23 protein-coding genes are annotated in these 22,627 nt (G+C 71.1%); 9 read left to right on the top strand and 14 right to left on the bottom strand.

The window, feature by feature from the left end; genetic code table 11:
- A partial coding sequence (locus ABZ070_RS22165) for a hypothetical protein (RefSeq protein WP_356636438.1) occupies nt 1-209 on the bottom strand: 209 nt, incomplete at its 3' end.
- Here ABZ070_RS22165 and ABZ070_RS22160 point away from each other — a divergent pair.
- The 5 genes from ABZ070_RS22160 (at nt 208) to ABZ070_RS22140 (ending at nt 4,109) form a co-directional block, all read left to right on the top strand.
- Entirely contained in the window at nt 208-1,101 is an 894-nt protein-coding gene (locus ABZ070_RS22160) for an AMP-binding protein (RefSeq protein WP_356636430.1), read from the top strand. The two genes, ABZ070_RS22165 and ABZ070_RS22160, sit on opposite strands and share 2 nt — an antisense overlap.
- Nucleotides 1,098-1,355 carry a phosphopantetheine-binding protein gene (locus ABZ070_RS22155; protein ID WP_356636428.1) on the top strand — a complete coding sequence of 86 codons (258 nt, stop codon included), beginning with the start codon at nt 1,098-1,100 and terminating at the stop codon, nt 1,353-1,355. The genes ABZ070_RS22160 and ABZ070_RS22155 overlap by 4 nt, the downstream gene beginning before the upstream one ends.
- Nucleotides 1,356-1,357: 2 nt before the next feature.
- A complete protein-coding gene (locus ABZ070_RS22150; RefSeq protein ID WP_356636426.1) occupies nt 1,358-2,401 on the top strand; it encodes a hypothetical protein in 1,044 nt (347 codons plus the stop codon).
- 160 nt (nt 2,402-2,561) lie between these two features.
- Nucleotides 2,562-2,936 carry an ectoine synthase gene (locus ABZ070_RS22145; RefSeq protein ID WP_356636436.1) on the top strand — a complete coding sequence of 125 codons (375 nt, stop codon included), beginning with the start codon at nt 2,562-2,564 and terminating at the stop codon, nt 2,934-2,936.
- 27 nt (nt 2,937-2,963) lie between these two features.
- Nucleotides 2,964-4,109: an acyl-CoA dehydrogenase family protein gene (locus ABZ070_RS22140; RefSeq protein ID WP_356636424.1), complete on the top strand. Its 1,146-nt coding sequence runs from the start codon at nt 2,964-2,966 to the stop codon at nt 4,107-4,109.
- Nucleotides 4,110-4,200: 91 nt separating this feature from the next.
- Here the strand turns inward: ABZ070_RS22140 and ABZ070_RS22135 are convergent, their stop codons facing one another.
- From ABZ070_RS22135 to ABZ070_RS22120, 4 genes are all read right to left on the bottom strand, one after another.
- Nucleotides 4,201-5,355, bottom strand: coding sequence for an LCP family protein (locus tag ABZ070_RS22135; protein ID WP_356636422.1), 1,155 nt, complete (start codon nt 5,353-5,355; stop codon nt 4,201-4,203).
- Nucleotides 5,352-7,460, bottom strand: coding sequence for a bifunctional polysaccharide deacetylase/glycosyltransferase family 2 protein (locus tag ABZ070_RS22130; protein WP_356636420.1), 2,109 nt, complete (start codon nt 7,458-7,460; stop codon nt 5,352-5,354). Before ABZ070_RS22130 ends, ABZ070_RS22135 begins: the two co-directional genes overlap by 4 nt.
- Nucleotides 7,457-7,675 (bottom strand): hypothetical protein, encoded by a 219-nt coding sequence (locus ABZ070_RS22125; protein WP_356636418.1) that lies wholly within the window; start codon nt 7,673-7,675, stop codon nt 7,457-7,459. The genes ABZ070_RS22130 and ABZ070_RS22125 overlap by 4 nt, the downstream gene beginning before the upstream one ends.
- Before the next feature lie 534 nt (nt 7,676-8,209).
- Entirely contained in the window at nt 8,210-9,097 is an 888-nt protein-coding gene (locus tag ABZ070_RS22120; protein ID WP_356636416.1) for a LysR family transcriptional regulator, read from the bottom strand.
- Nucleotides 9,098-9,259: 162 nt separating this feature from the next.
- Here ABZ070_RS22120 and ABZ070_RS22115 point away from each other — a divergent pair, with 162 nt between their 5' ends.
- The 4 genes from ABZ070_RS22115 to ABZ070_RS22100 all read left to right on the top strand — a co-directional run bounded on the left by ABZ070_RS22115 (nt 9,260) and on the right by ABZ070_RS22100 (nt 14,271).
- Complete coding sequence (locus ABZ070_RS22115) at nt 9,260-10,159, top strand: DMT family transporter (RefSeq protein ID WP_356636434.1); 900 nt, start codon at nt 9,260-9,262, stop codon at nt 10,157-10,159.
- Nucleotides 10,160-10,375: 216 nt separating this feature from the next.
- Nucleotides 10,376-11,320 (top strand): RNA polymerase sigma-70 factor, encoded by a 945-nt coding sequence (locus ABZ070_RS22110; protein WP_356636414.1) that lies wholly within the window; start codon nt 10,376-10,378, stop codon nt 11,318-11,320.
- A 134-nt stretch (nt 11,321-11,454) separates the two neighbouring features.
- Nucleotides 11,455-12,648, top strand: coding sequence for an FAD-dependent oxidoreductase (locus tag ABZ070_RS22105; RefSeq protein WP_356636413.1), 1,194 nt, complete (start codon nt 11,455-11,457; stop codon nt 12,646-12,648).
- A gap of 159 nt (nt 12,649-12,807) precedes the next feature.
- A complete protein-coding gene (locus ABZ070_RS22100) occupies nt 12,808-14,271 on the top strand; it encodes an MFS transporter (RefSeq protein WP_356636411.1) in 1,464 nt (487 codons plus the stop codon).
- Nucleotides 14,272-14,414: 143 nt separating this feature from the next.
- Here the strand turns inward: ABZ070_RS22100 and ABZ070_RS22095 are convergent, their stop codons facing one another.
- The 9 genes from ABZ070_RS22095 to ABZ070_RS22055 all read right to left on the bottom strand — a co-directional run.
- The gene (locus ABZ070_RS22095) at nt 14,415-14,864 is read right to left on the bottom strand and encodes a hypothetical protein (RefSeq protein WP_356636409.1); all 450 of its coding nucleotides are present in this window, start codon (nt 14,862-14,864) and stop codon (nt 14,415-14,417) included.
- A 30-nt stretch (nt 14,865-14,894) separates the two neighbouring features.
- On the bottom strand, nt 14,895-15,362 hold the full coding sequence (locus tag ABZ070_RS22090) for an SHOCT domain-containing protein (RefSeq protein ID WP_356636407.1): 468 nt from the start codon (nt 15,360-15,362) through the stop codon (nt 14,895-14,897).
- Between the two features lie 189 nt (nt 15,363-15,551).
- Nucleotides 15,552-16,214, bottom strand: coding sequence for an HdeD family acid-resistance protein (locus ABZ070_RS22085; RefSeq protein WP_356636405.1), 663 nt, complete (start codon nt 16,212-16,214; stop codon nt 15,552-15,554).
- A 237-nt stretch (nt 16,215-16,451) separates the two neighbouring features.
- Nucleotides 16,452-17,285, bottom strand: coding sequence for an ATP-binding cassette domain-containing protein (locus tag ABZ070_RS22080; RefSeq protein ID WP_356636432.1), 834 nt, complete (start codon nt 17,283-17,285; stop codon nt 16,452-16,454).
- 29 nt (nt 17,286-17,314) lie between these two features.
- On the bottom strand, nt 17,315-18,412 hold the full coding sequence (locus ABZ070_RS22075; RefSeq protein WP_356636403.1) for an ABC transporter ATP-binding protein: 1,098 nt from the start codon (nt 18,410-18,412) through the stop codon (nt 17,315-17,317).
- 7 nt (nt 18,413-18,419) lie between these two features.
- Nucleotides 18,420-19,277 carry an ABC transporter permease gene (locus tag ABZ070_RS22070; protein WP_356636401.1) on the bottom strand — a complete coding sequence of 286 codons (858 nt, stop codon included), beginning with the start codon at nt 19,275-19,277 and terminating at the stop codon, nt 18,420-18,422.
- Entirely contained in the window at nt 19,274-20,227 is a 954-nt protein-coding gene (locus ABZ070_RS22065; protein WP_356636399.1) for an ABC transporter permease, read from the bottom strand. The genes ABZ070_RS22070 and ABZ070_RS22065 overlap by 4 nt, the downstream gene beginning before the upstream one ends.
- Nucleotides 20,228-20,233: 6 nt before the next feature.
- Nucleotides 20,234-21,880: an ABC transporter substrate-binding protein gene (locus ABZ070_RS22060; protein ID WP_356636397.1), complete on the bottom strand. Its 1,647-nt coding sequence runs from the start codon at nt 21,878-21,880 to the stop codon at nt 20,234-20,236.
- A gap of 68 nt (nt 21,881-21,948) precedes the next feature.
- Nucleotides 21,949-22,627, bottom strand: a 679-nt coding sequence (locus ABZ070_RS22055; RefSeq protein WP_356636395.1) for a C45 family autoproteolytic acyltransferase/hydolase, incomplete at its 5' end; no start/stop codon positions are given.

Raw genomic sequence — 22,627 nt, 5'->3', positions numbered from 1 at the left:
GACGGGTCGATCTCGCCGAGGGCTCCATTGAGGATGTACGTCATGGTCTCGGTGTTGCCGAGCTCGACCACGTCCGGGAACTTGTCGCCGGCGAGCCCGCAAGGCTCCGGGCGGGCGGCCCGGGCACCGGGGCAGCGGCCCCGGCGCATCCTGCCGGCGGCCACGGCCACCGCCCTGCCCCGCCCGGACGGCGAACCGGCCGCGTTCATGCTCACCACCTCCGGCGCAACCCTCGCGCCCACGATCGTGCCGCTGCGGCACGCGGCCGTCGACCGCTTCACCGCCTGGGCCGCAGGAGCCTTCGGCATCGGACCCGGCACCACCGTCCTGAGCCACGCGCCGCTCGACAGCGGCCCGTGCCTCCTCGACATCTGGACCACCCTCGCCGCAGGCGGCTGCGCCGTCCTCGCCGACCCCGACCTGGCCACGGACGGCCGGCACCTGCTCGACCTGGTCACCCGCCACGGCGTCCACGTCGTCCACGGCCGGCCGGCGCTCCACGGGCTGCTCGCCGACGCCGCCCGCCGCACCGGCACCACCCTGCCATCCGTCCGCCACGCGATGTTCACCGGCGCCACCCTGCCCGACCGCACCTTCGCCGAGCTGCCGCACCTGTTCCCGAACGCACGCCTGCACAACATCTACGGCTGCACCGAGACGGGCGACAGCTTCGCCCACGAGGTCGACACCCGTACCACCGCCTTCCCGCCCGTCCCCATCGGCCGGCCGCTGCCCGGCGTCGCGGCCCTCGTCGTCGGCGCGAACGGCACCCCCGTCGACGGCCCCGGCCGCGGCGAACTGTACGTCTGCACCCCCTTCCAGTCGCCCGGCTACCTCGACCGCAGCCGCCACCGGGGCACGTTCACCCCCCACCCCCTGCACGCCGACGACGGCCGCACCTGGTTCCGCACCGGTGACCTGGTACGCCGCGACGCCGACGGCCTGCTCCACCTGACCGGCCGCGCCGAGCGCCCGGCCGGGGCCCGCGGCACGCGGCGCATCACCCGCGCCGCCCTGCCCGCCCGCGCCACCCGACACGTCGAACGCGCCGCGCTCGACCGACGCAACGAACTGATCCCAGCCCAAGGAAGGACGTCATGAGCCACAACGACACCATCAAGAAGTTCGTCATCGAGGAGTTCCTGCCCGACCTTGGTGTCCACGAGCTTGCCGACGACCACGACCTGCTCTCCGACGGCGTCATCGACTCCCTCGGCGTGCTCAAGCTCATCGCCTGGGTCGAGGACCACTTCCAGCTCGCCGTCGGCGACGCCGACCTGGACCCCGACAACTTCCGCAGCGTCAACGCCATCGACGCCTTCATCGCCGAAGCCCGCCAGGGGGTGACGAGCTAGCCATGCACTCCGCGCTCACCGGCCTGCTCGCGGGCGCCCCGGTGACCGAGCGCGAGACCTGGCGATCACTGTGGGACCGGCTCGGCGACGGCACGCTCGCAAAGGAGCAGGCCGTCGCCCTGCTGGCCTCCCTGACCACCAGCCTCCCCGGCCACCCGACCCTGCACGCCCTGCTCGAATCCCTGCGGGAGCGAAGAACCACCGCCCCGCCCACCACCTGGCCCGGCACCGTCAACATCGTCGGCACCGGCGGAGGACCCGCCACCTTCAACATCTCCACCGCCGCCGCCCTCGTCGCCGCCGCCAGTGGCGTACGGGTCGTCAAGACCGGCTCACGCGCCTACACCTCCAGCCTCGGCTCGATCGACCTGCTCCAGCGCCTCGGCATCCGCCTCACCACCTCCTACACCCACACCGAGGAGATGCTCGAACGCGACGGCATCGCCTTCGCCGGCCCGTTCGTCTACCCGGCCGAACTGACCCGGCTGGCCCGCACGGTGGCCCCCCTGGGCATGAAACCCTTCGGCCGCTTCCTCAACGCCCTGGGCCCCTTTTTCGCCGACCTGCCCGTCACTGCCCAGGTCACCGGCGTCAGCGCCGCCATGCCGCTGCCCGACCTGCGCGAGCTGGCCCGCGCCGACACCAGCGGCCGGCGGATCTGGCTGACCTCCAACGACGCCGGCGCCGACGAACTCCTCGGCTTCGCGGACAACACCGTCGACGTGAACGACGGCACCCGCCTCACCCTGCGGCCCGGCGAACTCATCGACGCCGACGGCGGATTCGACGCCCTGCGCCCCGTCGCCCCCGAGCAGGCAACCAACCACTTCCTCGCCGTCCTCGACGGCACCGCCCACCCGGCCGCCACCGCCACCGTGTGCCTCAACGCAGCCGCCCTGGCCCTCGCCTGCGGCCACCGCGACACCTGGCCGAGCGCGCTCGCCGCCGCCCGCGAGGCCGTCGCCTCCGGCGCCGCCCGGGCCCTGGCCGACCGGCTGCGCACCGCGCCGCGCACCACCGCCAAGGCGGCGGCCGCCCCCGGCTGACCCGGCCGCACCGGCCCGCCGCCTTGGTGCGGCACCCACGTCGTCCCCGACAGCCGCCGGCTGCGGGGAGAAGGACACGCACGGCATGGCAGCCGGCCACGCCCGCTGTCCGACCAGCCCGTGCGGCACCGCGCCGCACACGACCAGATCGGAGTTGACCATGATCATCCGCGACATCCAGGACGTGAAGACCGTCGACTGGGGCAACGGAGTCAGCCGCCGTTTCCTCCTCGCCTCCGACGGCGTCGGCTACTCGCTCACCGACACGGTCGTCCTCGCCGGCACCAAGTCCCGCCTCGAGTACCGCAACCACCTCGAAGCCTGCTACTGCATCGCCGGCTCCGGAGAAGTCATCGAACTCGACGGCACCTCCCACCCCATCACCCCGGGCCGCATGTACGCGCTCGACCAGCACGACGCCCACTACCTGGTGGCCAGCCCCCACGAGGACCTGCGGCTCGTGTGCGTCTTCAGCCCGGCCCTGCAGGGCGACGAGACCCACAGTCTCGACGAGCACGTCTCCTCCGCGTACTGAACGCGCACACCGTGAAGGCGGTCCGAAGTGATCCGATGGAACACCGAACAGGCCGAGCTCCGCGACGGCCTGGCACGGTGGGGTGAGGCGCTCAGCGCCGACCACATAGAACGGGACGAGCAGGCCACGTTCTCCTGGGACAAATGGAAGCTGATCCAGAAGACCGGCATCCTCGCCCTGCCCTTCGAGGAGGACCACGGCGGCCTCGGCCAGTCCCTCCTCACCACCATGTACGTCCTGGAAGGACTCGGGGAGCACTGCCGCGACGCCGGCCTGAACTTCTCCGTCACCACCACCCTGGCCAGCACCGGCATCCCCCTCACCCGGTTCGGGACCCCCGAACAGAAAGAGAGGTACCTGCCGCAGATCTGCTCCGGCGAAGCGATCGGCGCGCACGCCATCACCGAGTCCGAAGGCGGCTCCGACGCCATGGCGATGACCACACGCGCCGAACGCGACGGCGACCACTTCGTCCTCACCGGCAGCAAGACGTTCGTCAGCAACGGCCCCGTCGCCGACGTGATCGTCGTCTACGCGCGCACCCGGCCCGACGGCGGACCGCTCGGGGTCACCGCGTTCCTCGTGGACCGCGACACCCCCGGCCTGACCGTCGGCAAACCGATCAAGAAGATGGGCCTGCGGACCTCGCCGCTCAGCGAGCTGTACTTCGACGGCTGCCGCATCCCCAAGGAGCGGGTCCTGGGCCGGGTCGGCGGCGGATTCATCGTCCTCGACCACGTCATGAAACGGGAGATCCTCCTCTCCTTCGTCGTCAACGCCGGCGAGATGCAGCACCGGCTGGACCGCTGCCTCGCCTACGCCAAGACCCGCCGGTCCTTCGGCAAACCGATCGGCTCCTACCAGTCCGTCGCCAACAAGATCGTCGACGCCAAGATCGGGCTGGAAACAGCACGCAAATGGCTGTACGACACCGCGGAACGCCTCGCCGACGGCGAGAACGTCACCACGGACCTGGCCATCGCCAAACTCCTCACCAGCCAGGCCAACGTGGCGAGTTCCCTGACCGCCGTACAGATCTTCGGCGGCCACGGCTACATGTCCGAGTACGGCCTCGAGCAGGACGTCCGCAACGCGGTCGGCGGCACGATCTACTCGGGCACCAACGAGATCCAGTACAACCGCATCGCCTCGATGCTGGGCCTCGGCACATGAACATGGCACCCGCACCGGTGTACACGACGTGGGGGGGGCCCGCCCCCGCCCCCCCCCCCCCCACCAGTCACAGCTCTCTCCGCCGCGGACGTCAGTCCCCGCGGGCGCCGGCCTCGGCGACCGTGACCGGCAGATCCTCGCGGACCTGCCGGAACAGCAGCGCGGCGCGGTCGGCGTCCCAGCGGATGACGTTGCCCTTGGAGGTGGGGATCCCCACCCCGTCCACCGGCACGGTGACCCGCTTGACGCTGTCGCCGGAGCCCTGCAGCGAGCGGAACATCTGCGCCAGCCGGCGCAGGTCCATGTCCCGGTCCACGACCAGTGTGTCGAGACCCGCGTCCAGCGCCGGATACAGCTGCGAAGGGTCCAGGAGAGTGCCCGACGTGGAAACCTTGTCCGCCAGGGCGGCAAGGAACCGCTGCTGGTTGCGGGAGCGCCCCAGGTCGCCCTCGGTCTCCTGGTGGCGCTGGCGGACGAAGGCCAGCGCCTGACGGCCGCGCAGCGTCTGACAGCCCCGACGCAGGTCCGCCCCGGACTTCTCGTCCTTGATGTCCCGGTCCAGACAGAAGCGGACGCCGCCGAGGGCGTCGACGACCTTCACGAAGCCGGCGAAACCGATCTCCGCGTAGTGGTCGATGCGCAGGCCGGTGTTGTGCTCCACCGTGTGTGCCAGCAGCTCCGGCCCGCCGTAGGCGAAGGCGGCGTTCAACTTGTCCTTGGCCGGTGCGATGCGCTTGCCGGTCGCAGGGTCGTGGAAGCCGGGGATCGTCACCCAGGAGTCGCGCGGCAGGCTGACCATCACCGTGCCGTCGGCCCCGGTGTGCAGCACGATGATCGAGTCCGTCCGGCGGCCGCCCCCGCCGCCCGCACGCAGATCGCGCACATCGTCGTCCGAGAGACCCTCGCGGCTGTCGGAACCGACGATCAGGTAGTTGGTGCCTTTCCCCGCCGCCGGACCGCGGCCGTACGCCCCGAGGCCCACCTCCTGCTTCAGCTCCGTCTGCGCCCAGGCGAACGTACCGCCCGCGATCGCCACCAGTGCGATCACCATCGCGAGCACGGCCCGTATCACCCGGCGTCCCCGGCGCGGCCGGGCACGGCCGCGGCCACGCCGCCGGGGAGTGGTACCGCGCCATCCGTACGCCGCCGCACGTCGCACGGCGCCCGGCGCGGAAGCCGCCTCGCCCAGCGGCCGCGGCCCGGCCGGCAGCGGCGGACCGCCGGCACGCTCGAGCGGTTCGGTCACCGCAGCTCTCCCTTCACGGCGTGCAGGGCCAGGCCGGGTTCGTCCCCGGCCGGCTCGTCGAGCCGGTAGGGGTCGGCGGTGCCGGTGCGGTGCATACGGTGCCACTTGAGCCGGGTACCGAGCAGCGCCGTCATCACCGAGTGAAGAACGACCAGGTACAGCAACTGCCGGTAGACGAACAGCTGGAGCGGCAGCGACCACAGCGCACGCAGCCGCTCGCCGTCCAGCCGCAGCGCGTAGCCGGCGGTCACCAACTGCACGAGGAGGAAGCCGAGCCACACGGCAACGGCTTCGGACGGGTCGCGGAAGAACACGCCGTACAGCGCGAAGACATCCACCACCGGTGCGAACAGCGGCAGCACGACCTGGAACAACGCCAGGTAGCTCAGCCCGCGCCGCCCGAACCGGCCCGCGGTGCCGACCTCGCCCACGGACCGCCGGTGCTTCCACATCGACTGGAGCGTCCCGTAGCACCAGCGGTATCTCTGCCGCCACAACTGCCCCAGCGTGCTGGGGACTTCCGTCCACGCCACGGCGGACTCCTCATACACGACCCGCCAGCCGGCCCGCCACAGTGCCATCGTCAGGTCGGTGTCCTCGGCGAGGGTCTCGTCGCTGACGCCGCCGATGCCCATCAGGGCGTCCCGGCGGAAGGCGCCGATGGCGCCCGGCACGGTGGGCATGCACTCCAGCACCTCGAACATGCGCCGGTCCAGATTGAAGCCGAGCACGTACTCCAGGTGCTGCCACTTGCCCAGCAGATGCCCGCGGTTGCCGACCTTCGTGTTGCCGCTGACCGCACCGATCGCGGGGTGGGCCAGCGGCTGGACGAGGTGATGGATGGCGTCCGGCTCCAGCACGGTGTCCGCGTCCACCATCACCACGATGTCGTCCCGAGCGTGCAGCAGACCGGTGTTCAGAGCCCCCGGCTTGCCGGTGTTGGGCTGGCGCACCAGGGTCACCCGCGGGTCGGCGAGGCGGTCGACGACAGCCGCCGTGCCGTCCGTCGAACCGTCGTCGATGACGATGACATGCAGGTCCCGGTAGGCGGAGGCGAGCAGCGACCGCACGGTGGGGGCGATGCCCGCCTCCTCGTTGTGCGCGGGCACCAGCACTGTCACCGGACCCGTCACCTCACGCAGCCGCGGGCTGCCGGGCCGAAGCCTGCCGCGCCTGCGGACATGGACCCGCGCGAACCAGCCGAGCACCGCCAGCCGCAACAGACCGAGCGCGCCCGCCACGATCAGCGCCCAGGACATCGCCCGGGACAAGACGCGCCCCAGCTCCTGAGCATGCAGCAGGCCTGCGCCCTTCACCCGCTCCACGAGCGGCGCCCGGCTGGTGAACCCGCTCTGCCCCAGGCCGGCCGAGAGGGTCGTGAACCGCTCCACTCCGGGATCGCGCAACAACGACCGAGCCTCACGGAAGCCGAGATCGGTGTGGCTGTACTGCCGCACGACGCCCTCTGCGGGCTGCCGGCTCTTGCGGTCCGCGGCGACGACGAGGTAGCCCTGGCGGGCAGCACGCTGTGCGGCCGGCCACTCGGCGCCGCACAGGGTGTCCGTCGTTGTGGTGTGCGGCAGCCGCAACAGCCGGGTGTGTTCACCGGTCACACCCGCCAACGCCATCTGCGTGAAGCCCAGTTCCATACGGGCACGGGCCTGGGATGCCGCCCCCAGGTCACCACCGGTGTAGGTGTAGGAGCCGATCTCGTGCCCCTCGTCCCGCATACGCCGGACCAGCTCGGGATGGCGCGTGGCCTGCTTGCCGTGGATGAAGAACGTGGCGTGCGCGCGGTGTGCCCGCAGCAGGTCGAGCAGACGGGGCGTCCAGAGTGGATCCGGTCCGCCGTTGAAGGTGAGAGCCGCCGTGCGGGCAGGCATGGCGGCCGTCTCGACACCGGCACCGGTGAACCTCAGAACGGGCTCCCCGGTGTCCGCGCTGCGCGGAATGGGCTCGGAGCAGGGACGCTTGCTCCGAGCGGAATCGACCTCGTGTGTGGTCCATCCCTCAAAGAGAAGACTCACCGCGACGACGGCGAGGACGAGCATCAACAGCACCCAGTGCCCGCGTGGGGGACGGCGCAGTGCGTGCCGGGAGCTCATCCGCCGTTGACCTCTGCGGGGCGGGTCGAGGCGCTGTCATCCGGAGGCGAAGACGCCGCCCCGGCGCCCGGACGCCCCTCTTCGCCGCCGTCGCCGTCGCCGACGTCCTGCCCGGCCTGGTGGTGCGCCGGCGCGGCGGGAAGGGACCCGCCGGTGGCGGGAGGCTGCTGCCCGGCCGGCTGCCAGAGCCCGGCGACGGCGATTGCGGCAAACATCAGGTAGGCCCCGCACGCACCGCCGAGTGCGATCGCGGTGAAGCGAAGTATCCTCCTGCGTTTGCCTGAACGTTCAATGAATATAGGGCGGTTACTCTGCCCGTGCTGCGTCCTACCGTGGGGGGTGAGATACATGGGCGGTGAGTCTAACCAGCGCATTGCTCGTTTGCACGAGCACTTCAACCCGTGTGAGAACCACGTGAAAATCCTCACGACGAATGAACGGACGCAGTGGCACCGTCCGTAAGGGCGGCGACACCGGACAGCCGGAACGCCGCCGCCTCCCTCGGACGCGGCGGCAAACCGACTGATGCGCCTTCCCCGCTCCTGCGCGCCGAAACCCCACCCCCACCGCGCCGGCCGCACCCCCCTGATACCGGCGCAGGCCCCCGGTGTCTTCGCGCCCTCGGCGACCACCGCTGAACACAACGCCGCCCCCTCGGCGTGCCGCGTGAACCCCGCCGGCCCCGGACCACACAGGTGGCCCGGGGGCGACCGCGGCGGAGAGCGCCGCGAGCGGCCCGGACAGGTGCGTCATCTCGTGGCTTGCTCCAGCGCGTGGAGCAGAGTGCGCAGGGCCGGCTGGGTCAGTGTGCCTTCGCGTACCGCCGCGTGGATGGTTCTGACCGGCTCCGGGCGACGGACCCTGCGCAGGGCGACGCCGGTGCGGCGGCCGGCTGCTCCCAGGCGGGGGACGAGCCCGACGCCGAGGCCGGCGGCGACGAAGCCGAGCGCGGTGGCGTAATCCTCGCTCCGCGCCACGAAGTTGGGGCTGAAGCCGGCTGCGGCACACGCCTCCAGCATGACGTCGAGACAGGGACCCGGCGGTTCGCTGCCGATCCACGGCTCGCCGGCGAGATCGGCGAGGTCGAGTACGCGTTGCGCGGCGAGCGGGTGGCCGGCGGGGAGCGCGGCGACGTACGCGTCGTCGAGCAGATGAACCAGATGGATGCCCTGCCGGCCGGCGTTACGGGGCCGGACCACGATCGCCAGGTCCGCATCGCCTTGTTCGACCCCCGCCAGCGGCTCTTCGGGATCGATCAGTCTGAGGTCGGTCTGCACGTCCGGATGCTCGCGGCGGAGCCGGGCCAGGGCGGGGGCGACGAGCGTGGGGCCGACCGAGGTGAAGTAACTGATGGTCAGCCTGCCGGTGCGTCCGGCCCGTAGATCGGCCAGCGCCGTCTCCGCCTCGGCGATGTTCTGGCTGATGACCGCGGTGCGCTCGGTCAGAAGCCGGCCCGCCGCCGTCGGCCGTACACCGCGCCCCACCCGCTCGAGCAGGGCGATCCCGGCTTCCTTCTCCAGCGCCGCCACCTGCTGGCTCACCGCGGAAGGCGTGTATCCCAGGTGCGCCGCGGCCGCGGTCACCGATCCGCTGGTGACCACCGCCCTCAGTACCTGCATCCGTCTCAGATCAAGCATGTAGCTCAGCTTAACGGTCGTGCAGAAGCTTTTGATTGTCCTTATGTGTTCCTCGCGGCATCGTCCCCTCAAGGGAGACCTCGAGGGAGCCCCTCAAGGGAAGATCTGGAAGGAGAGCCGAGCGTGAACGGTGCCGCAGGAAGGACGTGGGCGTTGGCCCGGATGGGGGGGCTCGCCCTGCTGTGGGGGTCGACCTTTCTGTGGATCGAACTGGCCCTGCAGGCCCTTTCCCCGGTACAAGTCACCCTCGCCCGCTGCCTGCTGGGCACCGGCACACTGCTGGTGCTGTGCCTGAAATCCGGGCAGCGTCTCCCTCGGGAACGCGCTGCCTGGGGCCGTGTCTTCGTGGCGGCCTTCTGGTGCAACGCGCTGCCGTTCGCGATGTTCAGCATCGGTCAGCAGACCGTCGACTCAGGGGTGGCTGGGGTCCTGAACGCGACCACCCCGCTGTGGTCCCTCCTCGTCGGTATCGCCATCGGCACGGAGCGCGGAGTCCGCCCGGTGCGCTTCGGCGGCCTCCTGCTGGGGTTCGGCGGCGTGGTGCTGATCTTCGCGCCATGGCAAGGAGCCGGGATCCTCAGCTGGGGCGCCCTCGCCATCGTCGCCGCCGCGGCGAGCTACGCGATCGGCTTCACCTACATGGGACGCACCCTCGTCGGAAGGGGCTACGCGACCATCTCCCTCTCCGCGGCCCAGCTCGTCGCCGCGTCCGCACTCACCGCCCTGAGCCTGCCGGCCGGTGGCCTGGCACCGGTGCACCTCAACCGGGCGAGCCTGATCGCGGTGGTGATCCTGGGGATCTTCGCCACCGGGATCACCTTTCACCTCACCTACCGGATCATCGCCGACGAAGGCGCGACCAATGCCGCGACCGTCGGCTATCTGCTGCCCGTGGTCTCGGTCGGGCTGGGCGCCGTCGTGCTCCACGAACCCTTCAGCCTCCGGGTCGCCGCAGGGATGGTGATCGTTCTCGTAGGTGTCGGCATGACGCGCCAAAAGAAGCCGGCTCCGGCGGCATCCGCCCACCGGCCGTCCGCGCTCACCACACGCGGCCAGAACTGAGCCGGACCCGGCATCGGACGGCTCCTGCGCCGCCCCCAAGTGAGCTCCGACGCACAGGAATCGGCACCACCGCTCTCCTGAACACGTGTCCTTCTCCACGGAAGAGAAGGCCGCGGGACGACGGGGCCGCGTCATCGTGTCCGGCCGCCTGCGCAGCCCGAAAGCCCGCGGACCACCCCCCAGGCTCTCCTGCGCCGCCCGGCTAGGATCCGGACCATGCCGCTGACGACGAAGGACGTGGACCGGTTCGAAGCCGCAAGGCCCCGCCTGGAAGCCGTCGCCTACCGCCTCCTCGGCTCCGTGAGCGAGGCCGAGGACGCCGCCCAGGAGACCTTCCTGCGCTGGCAGGCCGCCGACATCGAGCACATCGAGGTCCCCGAAGCCTGGCTGACGAAGGTGCTGACCAACCTGTGCCTCAACCAGCTCACATCGGCCCGCGCGCGACGCGAGGCCTACGTGGGCCAGTGGCTGCCCGAGCCGCTCCTCGACAACGACCCGATGCTCGGCCCGGCCGACACCTTCGAGCAGCGCGAATCGGTCTCCTACGCCGTCCTGACCCTCATGGAACGGCTGTCCCCCAAAGAACGAGCCGTATACGTCCTGCGCGAAGCCTTCGACTACCCCCACCGGGACATCGCCGAAATCCTCGACATCACCGAGGCCGCCGCCCAGCAGATCTTCCACCGCGCCAAGAAACACATCGCCGACGGCAAGACCCGCACCGAGATCGACCAGGCCGCCGCCCGCCGCATCGTCGAGGAGTTCCTGGCCGCCGCCACCAGCGGCAAGACCGAGCCGCTCGTGCAGCTGCTCACCGCCGACGCCGTCGCGATCGGCGACGGCGGCGGCAAGATCCCGGCCCGCGCCAAGGCATTCGAAGGCGCGACGGCGGTCGCCAGGTTCATGCGCGGCCTGTTCAAACCCGCACGGTCCAAGCGCGCCCTGGTCGGCGGCTCACCTGAAATCCACGCCGCCACCGCCAACAACGGCCCCGCCGTCGTGGCGGTCCTCGACGGCCGGGTCGTCGGCATCATGTGCCTGGACATCACCGCCGGCGGCATCACCGCGTTCCGCAACCAGGTCAACCCCGACAAGCTCCAGCGCGCGACCGAGATGTGGGCAGCCGCCGACCACGGAGAACCCCTGTTCCACGCCTTCTGACCATGACGCGCACACCTCCGATCGCGATGTGAGCCGCATCACAACACGTTCCTGTCAGGAAACAGCAGGCTGCCCGGTTCAAGCGGTGAAACCGCGCACGACACAGGGCGGACCCGCGCAGACAGGAGCAAAAAATGCAGCACCGCATCATCGTCCTCGGCGCCGGATACACCGGAGCCATCGCGGCCGGCCGTCTCGCCAAGCGGCTGCACCGCGACGACGCCACCATCACGCTCGTCAACGCCGAGCCCGACTTCGTCGAACGCGTCCGCATGCACCAGCTCGCAACCGGCCAGGACCTCAAGCCCCGCCCCTTCAGCGACATGTTCCAAGGCACCGGCGTCGACCTGAAGCTCGCACAGGTCACCGGCGTCGACATCGACCGCCGGACCGTCGCCGTCGTCGACGCGGGCGACAGCGCCCAGGAACTCGAGTACGACACCCTCGTCTACGCCCTCGGCAGTGGCTGGAACGACCAAGGCGTCCCCGGCACCACCGAGCACGCCTACGAAATCGCGAGCCGGCCCGGAGCACTCCGCCTGCGTGAACGACTCGCCCGCCTGGACACCGGCCGACCCGTGCTCGTCGTCGGCGGCGGCCTCACCGGCCTGGAAGCCGCCACCGAGATCGCCGAAGCCCGCCCCGACCTCGACGTCACCCTCGCCGCCCGCGCCGGCCTCGGCGACTGGCTCGCGCCCAAGGGCCGCCGACACCTGCGGAAAGTCTTCGACAAGCTCGGCATCACCGTGCACGAACACACCCCCGTCACCGGCGTCGAAGCCGACCACGTCACCACCGCCGACGGCACGCCCATCCCGGCCGCGGTCACCGTGTGGACCACCGGCTTCGCCGTCCACCCCATCGCGCAAGCCACCCCTCTGCACGTCACCGACACAGGCCGGATCGTGGTCGACGAGACCATGCGCTCCCTCTCCCACCCCGACGTCTACGCCATCGGCGACGCGGCCATGGCCATGGGCCCCGGCAACAAGCCGCTGCGCATGTCCTGCGCCACGGGCGGCCCCACCGCCCTGCAGGCCGCCGACGCCATCACGGCACGCCTGACCGGCGGAAAGCTCCCCAAGGTGCCGCTCCGCTACTTCAACCAGTGCATTTCGCTCGGCCGCAGGGAAGGCCTGATCCAGTACGTCACCGCCGACGACCGCGCCCTGCGGGCGGCCCTCACCGGCCGGCCCGCCGCCCTCTACAAGGAACTGGTCTGCAAAGGCGCAGCGTGGTTCACCGCCAATCCCACCCTCGGCCTCCCCACCCGCCCCCGCCGCATCAAGCCGACCCGGACGCCCTCGACCGCCACGGCATCGGCCTGACGGCCACCCCGGGTCTCGCCAGGAACCGTGTTGATGACGGGACGGCGACAGCCGGCTGTATAGGGTCTTGGCGAGTGTCTGCTTCCGGCGAGGACCTCCCTGGCTGAACGCCCCGCAGGCCGTACGCGCAGACCTGACCGATCACCAGGAGTGCTGCCGTTGCGCCCCATCGAGACGTCATCCGCGCCAGACGGCCTGGGGTGGAACCGCGACACCGCGACACTGGTGCTGCTGTCCTTCGCCATGCTGATCGTCTCGCTCGACCAGTACATCGTGGTCGTGGCGCTGCCCGACATCGCACGCGACCTCGGGTATTCGGCGCAGACGCTCCAGTCGGTCATCATCGCCTACGCCGTGGTCTCGGCCGGCTTCCTGCTGTTCGGCGGCCGCGCGGGCGACCTGCTCGGACGCCGCCGCATCCTGGCCACCGGCCTCGGCCTCTATGCGGGCGCGGCGCTCGCGGGCGGACTCGCGACCGGACCCGAGACGCTGCTCGCCGCCCGGGCCGTCCAGGGTCTCGGCGGGGCCCTCGTCTTCCCCACCACCTTGGCACTCATCAACACCACCTTCGCGGAAGGCCGGATGCGCAATCGCGCGTTGGGGATCTGGGGCGGTGCCGGCGCTGCGGGACTCGTGATCGGTGTGCTGCTCGGAGGCATTCTGACGCGGGCGTTCGGCTGGGAAGCGGTGTTCCTGGTCAACGTCGTCCTGGCGGGCCCCGCGCTGCTGCTCGCCTTCGTGCTGATTCCCCCGGACGGCGCGCGGGACAGGGGCCGCACGTTCGATCTGCCCGGTGCGCTCAGCGTCACCCTGGGCGTCACGTTGATCGTGTTCGCTCTGGTGCAGGGCCCCGGATGGGGCTGGCTCTCGCCCGGCATCCTCGTCAGCGCGGGTGCGGGCGTGCTGCTGATCGGAGTCTTCGCCGTCGTCGAACGGCGCAGCGACGACCCGCTCATGCCGCCCCGGCTGCTCGCCAACCGCAACCTCATCACCGGCGTCGCCATTGCGTTCATGTTCATGGCGACCTTCGGCTCAGTGCTCTACTTCCTGTCCATCTACTTCCAGGAGATCCTGGGCTACGACGCCTTGCAGACCGGCGCCGGCTTCCTCATCCCCACGGCAGTGGTGGTCGCAGGCTCGACGACGGCAGGCCATCTGGTGACGCGGTTCGGCCTCCGGGGCACGCTGGTCGCCGCCCTCGTCGTCGGTGCGCTCGGTGCGGTGGGGCTCGGCCTCGCGATCTCGCCGCACGGCGCGTACGCCGAACTGATCCCCGGCCTCGTGGCGCTCAGCATCGGTGACGGCATCGTCTTCACCGCCATGTTCATCGCCGCCGCCACCGGAATCCCCGACCGCGAGCAGGGGATCGCCTCAGGTATCGCGTCCACCGGCTCGGGCGTGGGCGCTGCTGTCGGACTCGCCGTCCTCGTTCTGGTCGCGACGGCCGGCCTCGACGACCTCTCCGGCGAACAACTTCGCATCGCCACCGCCGACGGGATCAGCACGACCATGTTCGTCGTCGCGGGCGGGATCGCGCTGACGCTCCTCGTCGCCTTGACCCGCTGCCCGACACCGACCGCACCGGTACCCACCCCCGTGCCCTACCAGACCCGCCGTTGCTGACGGCGTTCGCGAACGCTGCTTGATGCGGCGTCCCTCGCGTGGCCGGCGCCACCGGTCGTCATCACTCGCCAGGGAACGGTGCAGGTGACCCTCCAACTGCCCCGCCGCCCGCAGCCGGCGTCTCCGCCCGCGCCGTGGCTGCCTCACGTGGTGCGCGATGGCCGCTCCTCGGACAGGTCGAAGAAGTCGTCGCGCCGCACCACGCACAGGGCCCAGATGATGAAGCCCGAGATCGCGATCATCACGATCGACCACGCCGGGTAGTACGGCAGGGAAAGGAAGTTGGCGATGATGACGAGTGCCGCGATGACGACGCCGGCGACGCGCGCCCACGTCGCGGTCTGGAGCAGCCCGAGGCTCACGATCAAGGCCACCACGCCCAGAGCGAGGTGGATCCAGCCCCAGCCGGTCAGGTCGAACGCGAACACGTAATTGCGCGTCGTGACGAAGATGTCGTCCTCAGCGATGGCCATGATGCCCCGGAAGATGTCGAGCAGGCCGACGAGGAAGAGCATCACGGCCGCGAAGGCGGTCAGGCCGGTCGCCCATCCCTGCTTGGCCGTGTGTTCCGGCCGGGTGTGTGTCGTGGTCATCTTGCGCCTCGTTTCGTGTGGTCCGGATGCTCAGTGACCGGAGTCGGGCATGGTGGTGGAGCCCGAGCGCTCCGCCGGACCGTGGCCGCTCAGGACCAGTTCCTTCGCTCTGCGGAACTCCTCGTCCGTGATGTCGCCGCGGGCACGGATCTCGGACAGCCTGGCGAGCTCGTCGATGCTGCTGGGCCCGCCGCCGGCCGCGGTCTCCCTGATGTAGGCGTTGAACTCCTCCTGCTGCGCACGCGCCTGCGCGATTTCCCGGCGGCCCATGTTCTTGCCCCGCGCTATCACGTAGACGAACACACCCAGGAAGGGCAGGACGATGCAGAGCACCAGCCAGCCGGCCTTGGCCCAGCCGCTCAGGTCGTCGTCGCGGAAGATGTCCCCGATGATCCGGAAGAGCAGGATGAACCACATGATCCACAGGAAGAACACCAGCATGGTCCAGAAGGCGCCCAACAGCGGAAAGTCGTACGCCAGGTATGGTTGCGCGCTCATGTCGGTCCTCCGTTCCGGGCCGCGCGGCCGGCAGCCGTTCGGTGCCCGGCATCAGCGTGTGCACGGCTGGGGCGGGGCGGCCTCACCCGACGCGGGTGAACGTGCGGGCGGCCCAGCACAGCCGGCGCTCCGGAGGGTGCCTGCAGGCCAGGGCGTGCGGTCGGCACCGCGGATGCCGCGGGCCGGGTCTCAGGTCGCCGCGGCAGGGCTGTGCGGGTCCGCGGTGCCCGCCTTTCGCAGTGCGGCACGCCATGCGAGGGCGACCGCCGCTTCGGCCAGGCCGAGCAGGACGAGCCACAGGCCGAGCAGCCGGGTCAGGGCCCGGGCCGACTCGGTGGGCAGGGCGAGCACCACGATCCCCGCGACGATGCCGAGAACCGCGACGCCCAGGACCACTCCGCGGTGCGGCAGGTCCTTGGCGACGACGGCCGTGTAGAGCGTGAGGACGCCGGACACGAGCCAGACGGCGCCGACGATCAACGAGAGCGCGGCGATGGTCTGCAGCGGATTCCGCAGGCACAGCACCCCGGCCAGGATGTACAGCACGGCCAGGAGCAAGCCGGGGAGCCGTTCGCCGTGCTCCTGGCGGCCGAAGACGGCCACGAACCGGAACCCGCCGGTCACCAGCAGGTACAGGCCGACGAGGACCGCCAGGACGTGCAGGGTCGCGTCCGGCCAGACCAGCATCAGGACGCCCGGCACCAGCGTCGCGACCGCCGAGCCCATGATCCAGGTCCACGAACGGCCGAGGCGCGTCAGCAGGGCCGTGGCATCGCCCGCCGGAGCAGGGGCCGCCCCGGCGGCCGTGGATTCCGGTCCGGTACGCGGTGCCGGACCACGCGACGTGGTCATGGCTCCTCCTCGCGCGATCGAGCGGGTCGTTCTCGGACCGCCGTCGGGGCGGTGTGCGGGCCCCTGACTTCAGTGTCCGGCGCACCGGCCGCCGCCGGGTCACCCATGACGGGTGATCCGGCGACACCGCCGTGGGCGGTGGGGTGAAAACCGGCGGCGTCCGCCGGCCGTGCGCCGGATCGGACCTCGCGGCGGAACGCTACGGCCGCCGTGCCGGCCGGGGGCCGTGGGCTCCCCTCAGGCAACGGCCACGGCCGCGTCCACCGCGGCCCTGGCCCTGATCGCGTCGGCGGGGTCCCAGCCCTTGTGCGGCACGGAGGCGAGCAGCAGCCGTGTGTACGGGTCCGAGGGGGCGCCGAGCACTCGGGCCGTAGGGCCCTGTTCGACCACCGCGCCCTTTCGCATCACGACGGTCTCGTCCGTGATGTGCTGCACGACGGCGAGGTCGTGGCTGACGAAGACGAGGGCCACGCCGGTGTCGTCGCGGATCTCGGTGAGGAGCTGGAGGATCTGGGCCTGGATCGACACGTCGAGTGCCGCGACCGCTTCGTCGAGAACGAGGATCCGCGGGTCGACGGCGAGTGCCCGCGCGATGGCCAGCCGCTGTCGCTGTCCACCGGACAGCTGGTGCGGGCGTGCGTCGGCCTCGCGGGTTCCGAGGCCCACCCGGTCCAGGAGCGAGTGGATCCGCGTGCCCTTGGTGTCGTGGCCGTGCAGTCGCAGGGCGGTGCGCAGGCACTGGCGGGCGGTGAGTCGCGGATCGAGCGAGACATAGGGGTCCTGGAAGACCATCTGGATCTCGCGTGCGCGCGCCAGCCGGGCAGCCCGGCGGTGCCGGCCGAGGGCCGACGGTCGCGTGGCGCGGTCACGGCCGCTCACCGTCACCGTTCCGGCGTCGGGCCTCTCCAGGCCGACGAGCATCCTGGCGACGGTGCTCTTTCCGGACCCGGACTCGCCCACGATGCCGAGCGAACCACCGCGCGGCACGGTGAACGACACCTGGTCGGCGGCCGCGAGGCTGCCGCCGCCGGGCAGCCGGTAGGTCTTCGTCAGCCCTTCGGCCACCAGCATCGGTGCGCCGTTCGACGGGTCGGATGCGGTCACGGGGTGCTCCTCTTGGCCAGGAGAGAGGGCGGGTGGGCGGGAGATGCGGATGCCTCGGCGAAGTCGTCGTCCCGGCCGGCGGCCTCGTCGTCGCCGGCCGAGGGGCGCCCTGCCCGGTCCGCCTGAGCTTCGGGCAGGTCCGGCAGCTCGGTGATGCGCCGGCAGGCGGCTGTGCCGCCGCCCGGGAGGGGGACGGGTTCCGGGGTCCACGTTTCGCATGCCGCCTCCGCGTACGGACAGCGTGCCGAGAAGGGGCAGCCGCTGAAGCTGTCCGCCAGGGAAGGGGGCCGGCCCGGGATCGGGTGGATGGAGCGGGTGGTGTCCCCGAGGGCCGGGGAGCAGTCGAGCAACCCCCGGGTGTAGGGGTGCTGCGCGTGTGTGAAGAGGTTCTCCGCCACCTGCTGCTCTACGACACGGCCCGCGTACATGACGTACACCCGGTCGCAGTAGGCGGCTGCGAGGTGCAGGTCGTGGGTGATGAACAGCATGCCCGTCTCGCGCTGTTCGTGCAGTTTACGCACGAGGGCGAGGATCTCGGCCTGTGTCGTGACGTCCAGGGCGCTCGTGGCCTCGTCGGCGAGCAGCAGACGTGGTTCGGCGGCGAGCGCACCGGCGATGACGACGCGTTGCAGCATGCCGCCGGACATCTCGTGGGGGCGTTGCCTCAGGCGCCGCTCGGGGTCGGACAGGCCGACGGCGCCGAGGAGTTCGACCGCCTTGCGCCGCGCCTCCCGCTTGTCGCCGGCGCCGGTGCGGGCGAGTCTTTCGGTGAGGAAGTCGCCTGTGCGGCGTACCGGGTTGAGTGCGGAGCGCGGGTCCTGGTGGACCATGGCGACCGTGCGGGCCCGGTGTTCGCGCAGTTCCGCATCCGTCATGGTCAGCACATCCGTGCCGTCGACCAGGACGCGCCCCTGGGCCTGCGCCCCTTCGGGCAGGATGCGCAGGGCGGCCTTGGCGGTGGTGGACTTGCCGGAGCCCGATTCTCCGACGAGGCCGACGACCTCGCCGGTCGGGACCTGAAGGCTGACGTCCGCGAGCAACGGGCGGGCGGCGCCCGGCAGTTGCAGGGTCAGGTTCTCGATGTCGAGCAGCATGGTGCGGCTACCTCCTGGCGCCGAGCCGGTCGGCGGCCCAGACCCCGACGACGTTGAAGGCCACCACGACGGCGGCGATGGCGGTGCCCGGCACCAGCGCGGGCAGCAGTGCGCCCTGGACGATCGCGGCCTGCCCCTCCTGCACCATCAGCCCCCAGTCGGAGCTGGGCGGCTGGGCGCCGAAGCCCAGATAGCTGAGCGTCGCGAGGCTCATCATCGCCTCGCCGAACAGGACGACGAGATAGCCGGCGATCGAGCGGGCGAGGTTGGGCACGAGATGGCGTATGCAGATCCGGGCACCACCCATGCCCTGCACGCGGTAGGCGTCGATGTACGGCTTCGACCGCTCCGCGAGCGCCACGCTTCGGGTGTACTTGGCGATCGTCGGTGCGAAGGCGAGACCGAGTCCGACCACGGACGTGGTCGTCCCGGCGCCGAACACGGCGATGATCAGGACGACGAACAGCAGGCCGGGGAAGGCGTACATGACGTCGGTGACCCGGGAGACGAACGTGTCCGCCCAGCCGCCGCGCCAGGCGGCGACAGTGCCGAGCGTGACCCCCAGCAGGGCGGCGATCGCGAGCAGCAGGATCGGCGCGATCAGGCTGCTCCTGGCACCGAACAGGACCCGGGAGAGCAGGTCCTGTCCGGAGGCGTCGGTGCCCAGGAGGTGCTCGCCGCTGGTGCCGACGAGGGACGACGAGAGGTCGATGGTGTCGGGAGCGTACGGAGCGAGGAGCGGCGCGAACACGGCGGCGGGCACCACGAGCCCGAGGAAGCCTGCCGCGAGGAGCACCCCGAGGGGGTGACGTCGGGCTCGTTTGCCGGCGGGCGGGAGCAGGCCGGCCGGGACGGCGGTGGTCATGCTGAGCTCCTCACGGACTTGACGCGCGGGTCGAGCAGCGGGTGCACGAGGTCCACGATCGTGGTGACGACGATGTAGCAGGTGACCATCAGCAGCAGGACCGCCTGGGCGACCGGCATGTCGTGGCTGTTGATGGCTCCGACGAGGAGGGATCCGATTCCGCTGAGTCCGAAGACGGTCTCGATGGCGACCGTGCCGGCGAGCATGCCGGCGGTGACCAGACCGCACATGGTGACGATGGGGCCCAGCGCGTTGCGCAGGATGTGGCGTCGGACGATCTCGTGCTCGGTCAGTCCGGAGGCGCGGGCCACCGCCACATGGTCGGCGGCGCCCGCGTCGACCATGGCCTGGCGGGTGACCCGGCTGATGACGGCGAGCGCGCCGAGTGCCATGGCCACTGCGGGGAGTGTGAGGTGGTGGATCGTGCCGGCGAAGCCCTCGCCGCTGCCGGTCACAGGGAACCAGCCCAGTTGGACGCCGAACAGGGCGACGAGAGCGATGCCGCCGACGAAGGAGGGCACGGAGGCGGCGAGGGTGGTGCCGCCGACGACGGCGGAGTCGACCCAGCGGCCCCGGCGGACCGCGGCCAGGATGCCGGCGCCGACGCCCAGGACCACGAACAGGAGGGTGGCGTAGGCGACCAGGGCGAGTGTCGTGGGGAAGCGGGCGGCCAGCAGGTCGGCGACCTGGTCGTTGTACTGGAAGGAGCGGCCGAGGTCGAGGTGGAGGCTGTCCCAGAGCCAGCGGCCGTACTGGACGACCAGTGGTTCGTCGAGGTGGTACTGCTCCCGGACGGCGGCCAGCCGCTCGGGGGTGAGTTTGTCGCGACCCCCCGCCAGGAACACCGCGGGGTCACCGGGGGCGGCGTACACGGCGGCGAAGATGACGAAGGATGCGGCCAGCAGGGTGGCGAGCAGTCCCCCGATTCGTCGGCCGATTGCGACGGTCATGATGGGTCAGCCTCGCTTCGCGCCGAGCTCTGCGGCCCAGGGGTGGTAGAGGTAGGCCATGGAGGCCGGCGGGCCGGTCAGCTCGTCGCTGATGACGAGGGCAGTGGGCATCTGGGCGATGGGGATCCAGACCGCGGCCTCGCTGAACCGGCGCTGGACGTCCACCACCAGGGCGGCGCGCTTGGTGTCGTCCAGCGTCCGCATGGCTTCCTTGACCTTGCTGTCGTATCCGGAGCTGCGGAAGCCGACCCAGTTGTTGGAGTTGTTCGACAGCGCGTTGTCGTAGAAGCCGATGGGGTCGCTCTTGGAGATGTACCAGTCCGCGACGAGGACATCGATCTCGGCCCGGGCTTCCGGGTCTCCGTAGAACTCGCCGTACTCGGCGGGCGGGACGGTCTTGATCTGCCCCTTGAGGCCGATCTGCTGGAGCGCCGCGCGGACGGCGTTGGCGATCACCATGCGGCCCTGGCTGCTGTCGGTGCCGATGACGATCGGCTTGTCGGGGGCTGCCTCGGCGTTGTTCACCAGCTTCCTGGCGGCTTCGATGTCGGCGGGGTCCGGCTTCGCCGGAGCGCCGGTGAGCTGCTTCTGGGCGGCGGCGAAGGTGCTCTTCTCGTAGCCCCAGGCGCCGGACCCGACGGGCGTCGCCCAGGGTTCGACGAGTCCGCCGTACCCGGACTTGGCGATGCCCGCGCGGTCGAGGGCGAGGGAGAGTGCTCTGCGGATGCCGGGGTCGGCCAGTCCGCCGCGCTCGGTGGGGATCAGCGCGAGGGCGGCCGTGCTCGGTCCGTAGTGCTGGTCGAGGCCCTTGGTGCCCTTGAGCGCCGCGGCCGTGCTGATGGAGTCGGCGTAGGTGCCGTCGGCCGCGCCCGTCTTCAGCGCATTCACCATGGCACTGTCGTCGGCCCAGCGGAAGACGACCTGCTGGGTGAGGGGCTTGGCGCCCCAGTAGGCGTCGTCGCGGTTGAGGACGATCGAGTCGCCGGACTTCCAGTCGCTCACCTTGTACGGTCCTGAGCAGGCGTCGCCCTGGCCGGGGGTGCCGAAGTCCTTGCCGGCCTTCTCGACCTGCTCGCGGTTGTAGACGAGCCCCGCGTCACCGGCGAGGGCCTTGGTGAACAGAGCGTCCGGCTGCTTGAAGGCAATGGTGATTTCACGGTCGCCGGTCCGGGTCATCCGGGCGACGTTCTCGAACTCGTCCGACTGCTCCATCTCCGGATTGGCGTGCCGCTTCAGGCTGAACAGGACGTCGTCGGCGGTCATCTTCGAGCCGTCGTGGAAGGAGACGTCGTCGCGGAGCGTCAGGACGAGGGTCTTCGCGTCCGGTGAGGTGGCCGTCCGGGCCAGGAAGGGCCGCACGCTCATGTCGGGCTGAAGCTGGTAGAGGCGCTCGCACACGTTGGTCAGCACGGTGCGTCCGGCGCTGCCGCCCTGGGTGTCGAGGTCGAGGGAGTCCGGCTCGTCCTCCAGCAGCCAGTTGACGGTGGGGATCTGACCCTTCGCCTTGGCGGTGGTGGGCGTGAGCTGCAGGCTGGCGGCGTCTGCCGTCTTGTCGCCGCCTGCGGACGGACCGGTGTCCGCACCGCTGCAGGCGGCGGTGAGGACCATCGCTCCGGCGAGTCCGGCGGCGGCGATCGATGGCTTGAGCTTCATGCAGGGCTCCTGAGCGGGAAGGGAAGAGCGGAGACTGCTGGGGATGGGCAGCGGCGGTAGGCGGCAGGTCAGTTGGGGCTGTGAGGACCGTCGTAGAGGTTCCAGGGCAGGTGCTGGTACTCGCGGTCACAGGGCGTGCCGGCGGTGACGCGGTAGTCGCCGGCGGTGAGATCCACGCAGGAGGAGACGAGCGTCTTCCACTGCCTCACCGGCTGCCTGCGCGGGTCGGTGTGGGTGCACAGCGACTCGGGGAAGCCGAGATGGTCGGACATCGCATGCTTGATCAGCTTGCGGGACTCGTCGGATCCGGTGGATTCGCGCAGCCGGCGCAGCCCCTCCTCGGCGCGCGGTACGCGCACCAGGGAGTCGGGGGCCGGCGGCCGGTATCCGTCGGCGAGGCCGGTGGGAACACCCGCCTGGTAGTGGTTGCCGTGCACCAGCAGCCCGTCGGCCGGATACATCCAGCCGTGGCCGGCCGGGGTGGTCTCCAGGTCGATGGCGAAGCCCTCGCGGCAGGTCAGGAGGGCGTTGCTGGCGATGTGGGCGCGGGTGCGGCAGAGCACGCGCAACGCGTCGCTGATGTTGTCCTGGTCGAGGACGCTGCGGCGGACCACGGTCTGCGGCAGTCCGACGGCGTCGCTGAAGCGGCCGCCGAGGCCGTTGGCATTGAGGGCGATCCCGGCGGAGTTGGCGCCCTGGCGGCCGATCTGCCCCGCCTCCACCTGCATGATCAGCGTGGGCTTCGGC

The sequence above is a fragment of the Streptomyces sp. NPDC006283 genome, from assembly GCF_040613325.1.
Lineage (GTDB): Bacteria > Actinomycetota > Actinomycetes > Streptomycetales > Streptomycetaceae > Streptomyces.
Note: the sequence above shows the minus strand (reverse complement) of the source record. Positions and strands in the feature narration are given on the sequence as shown.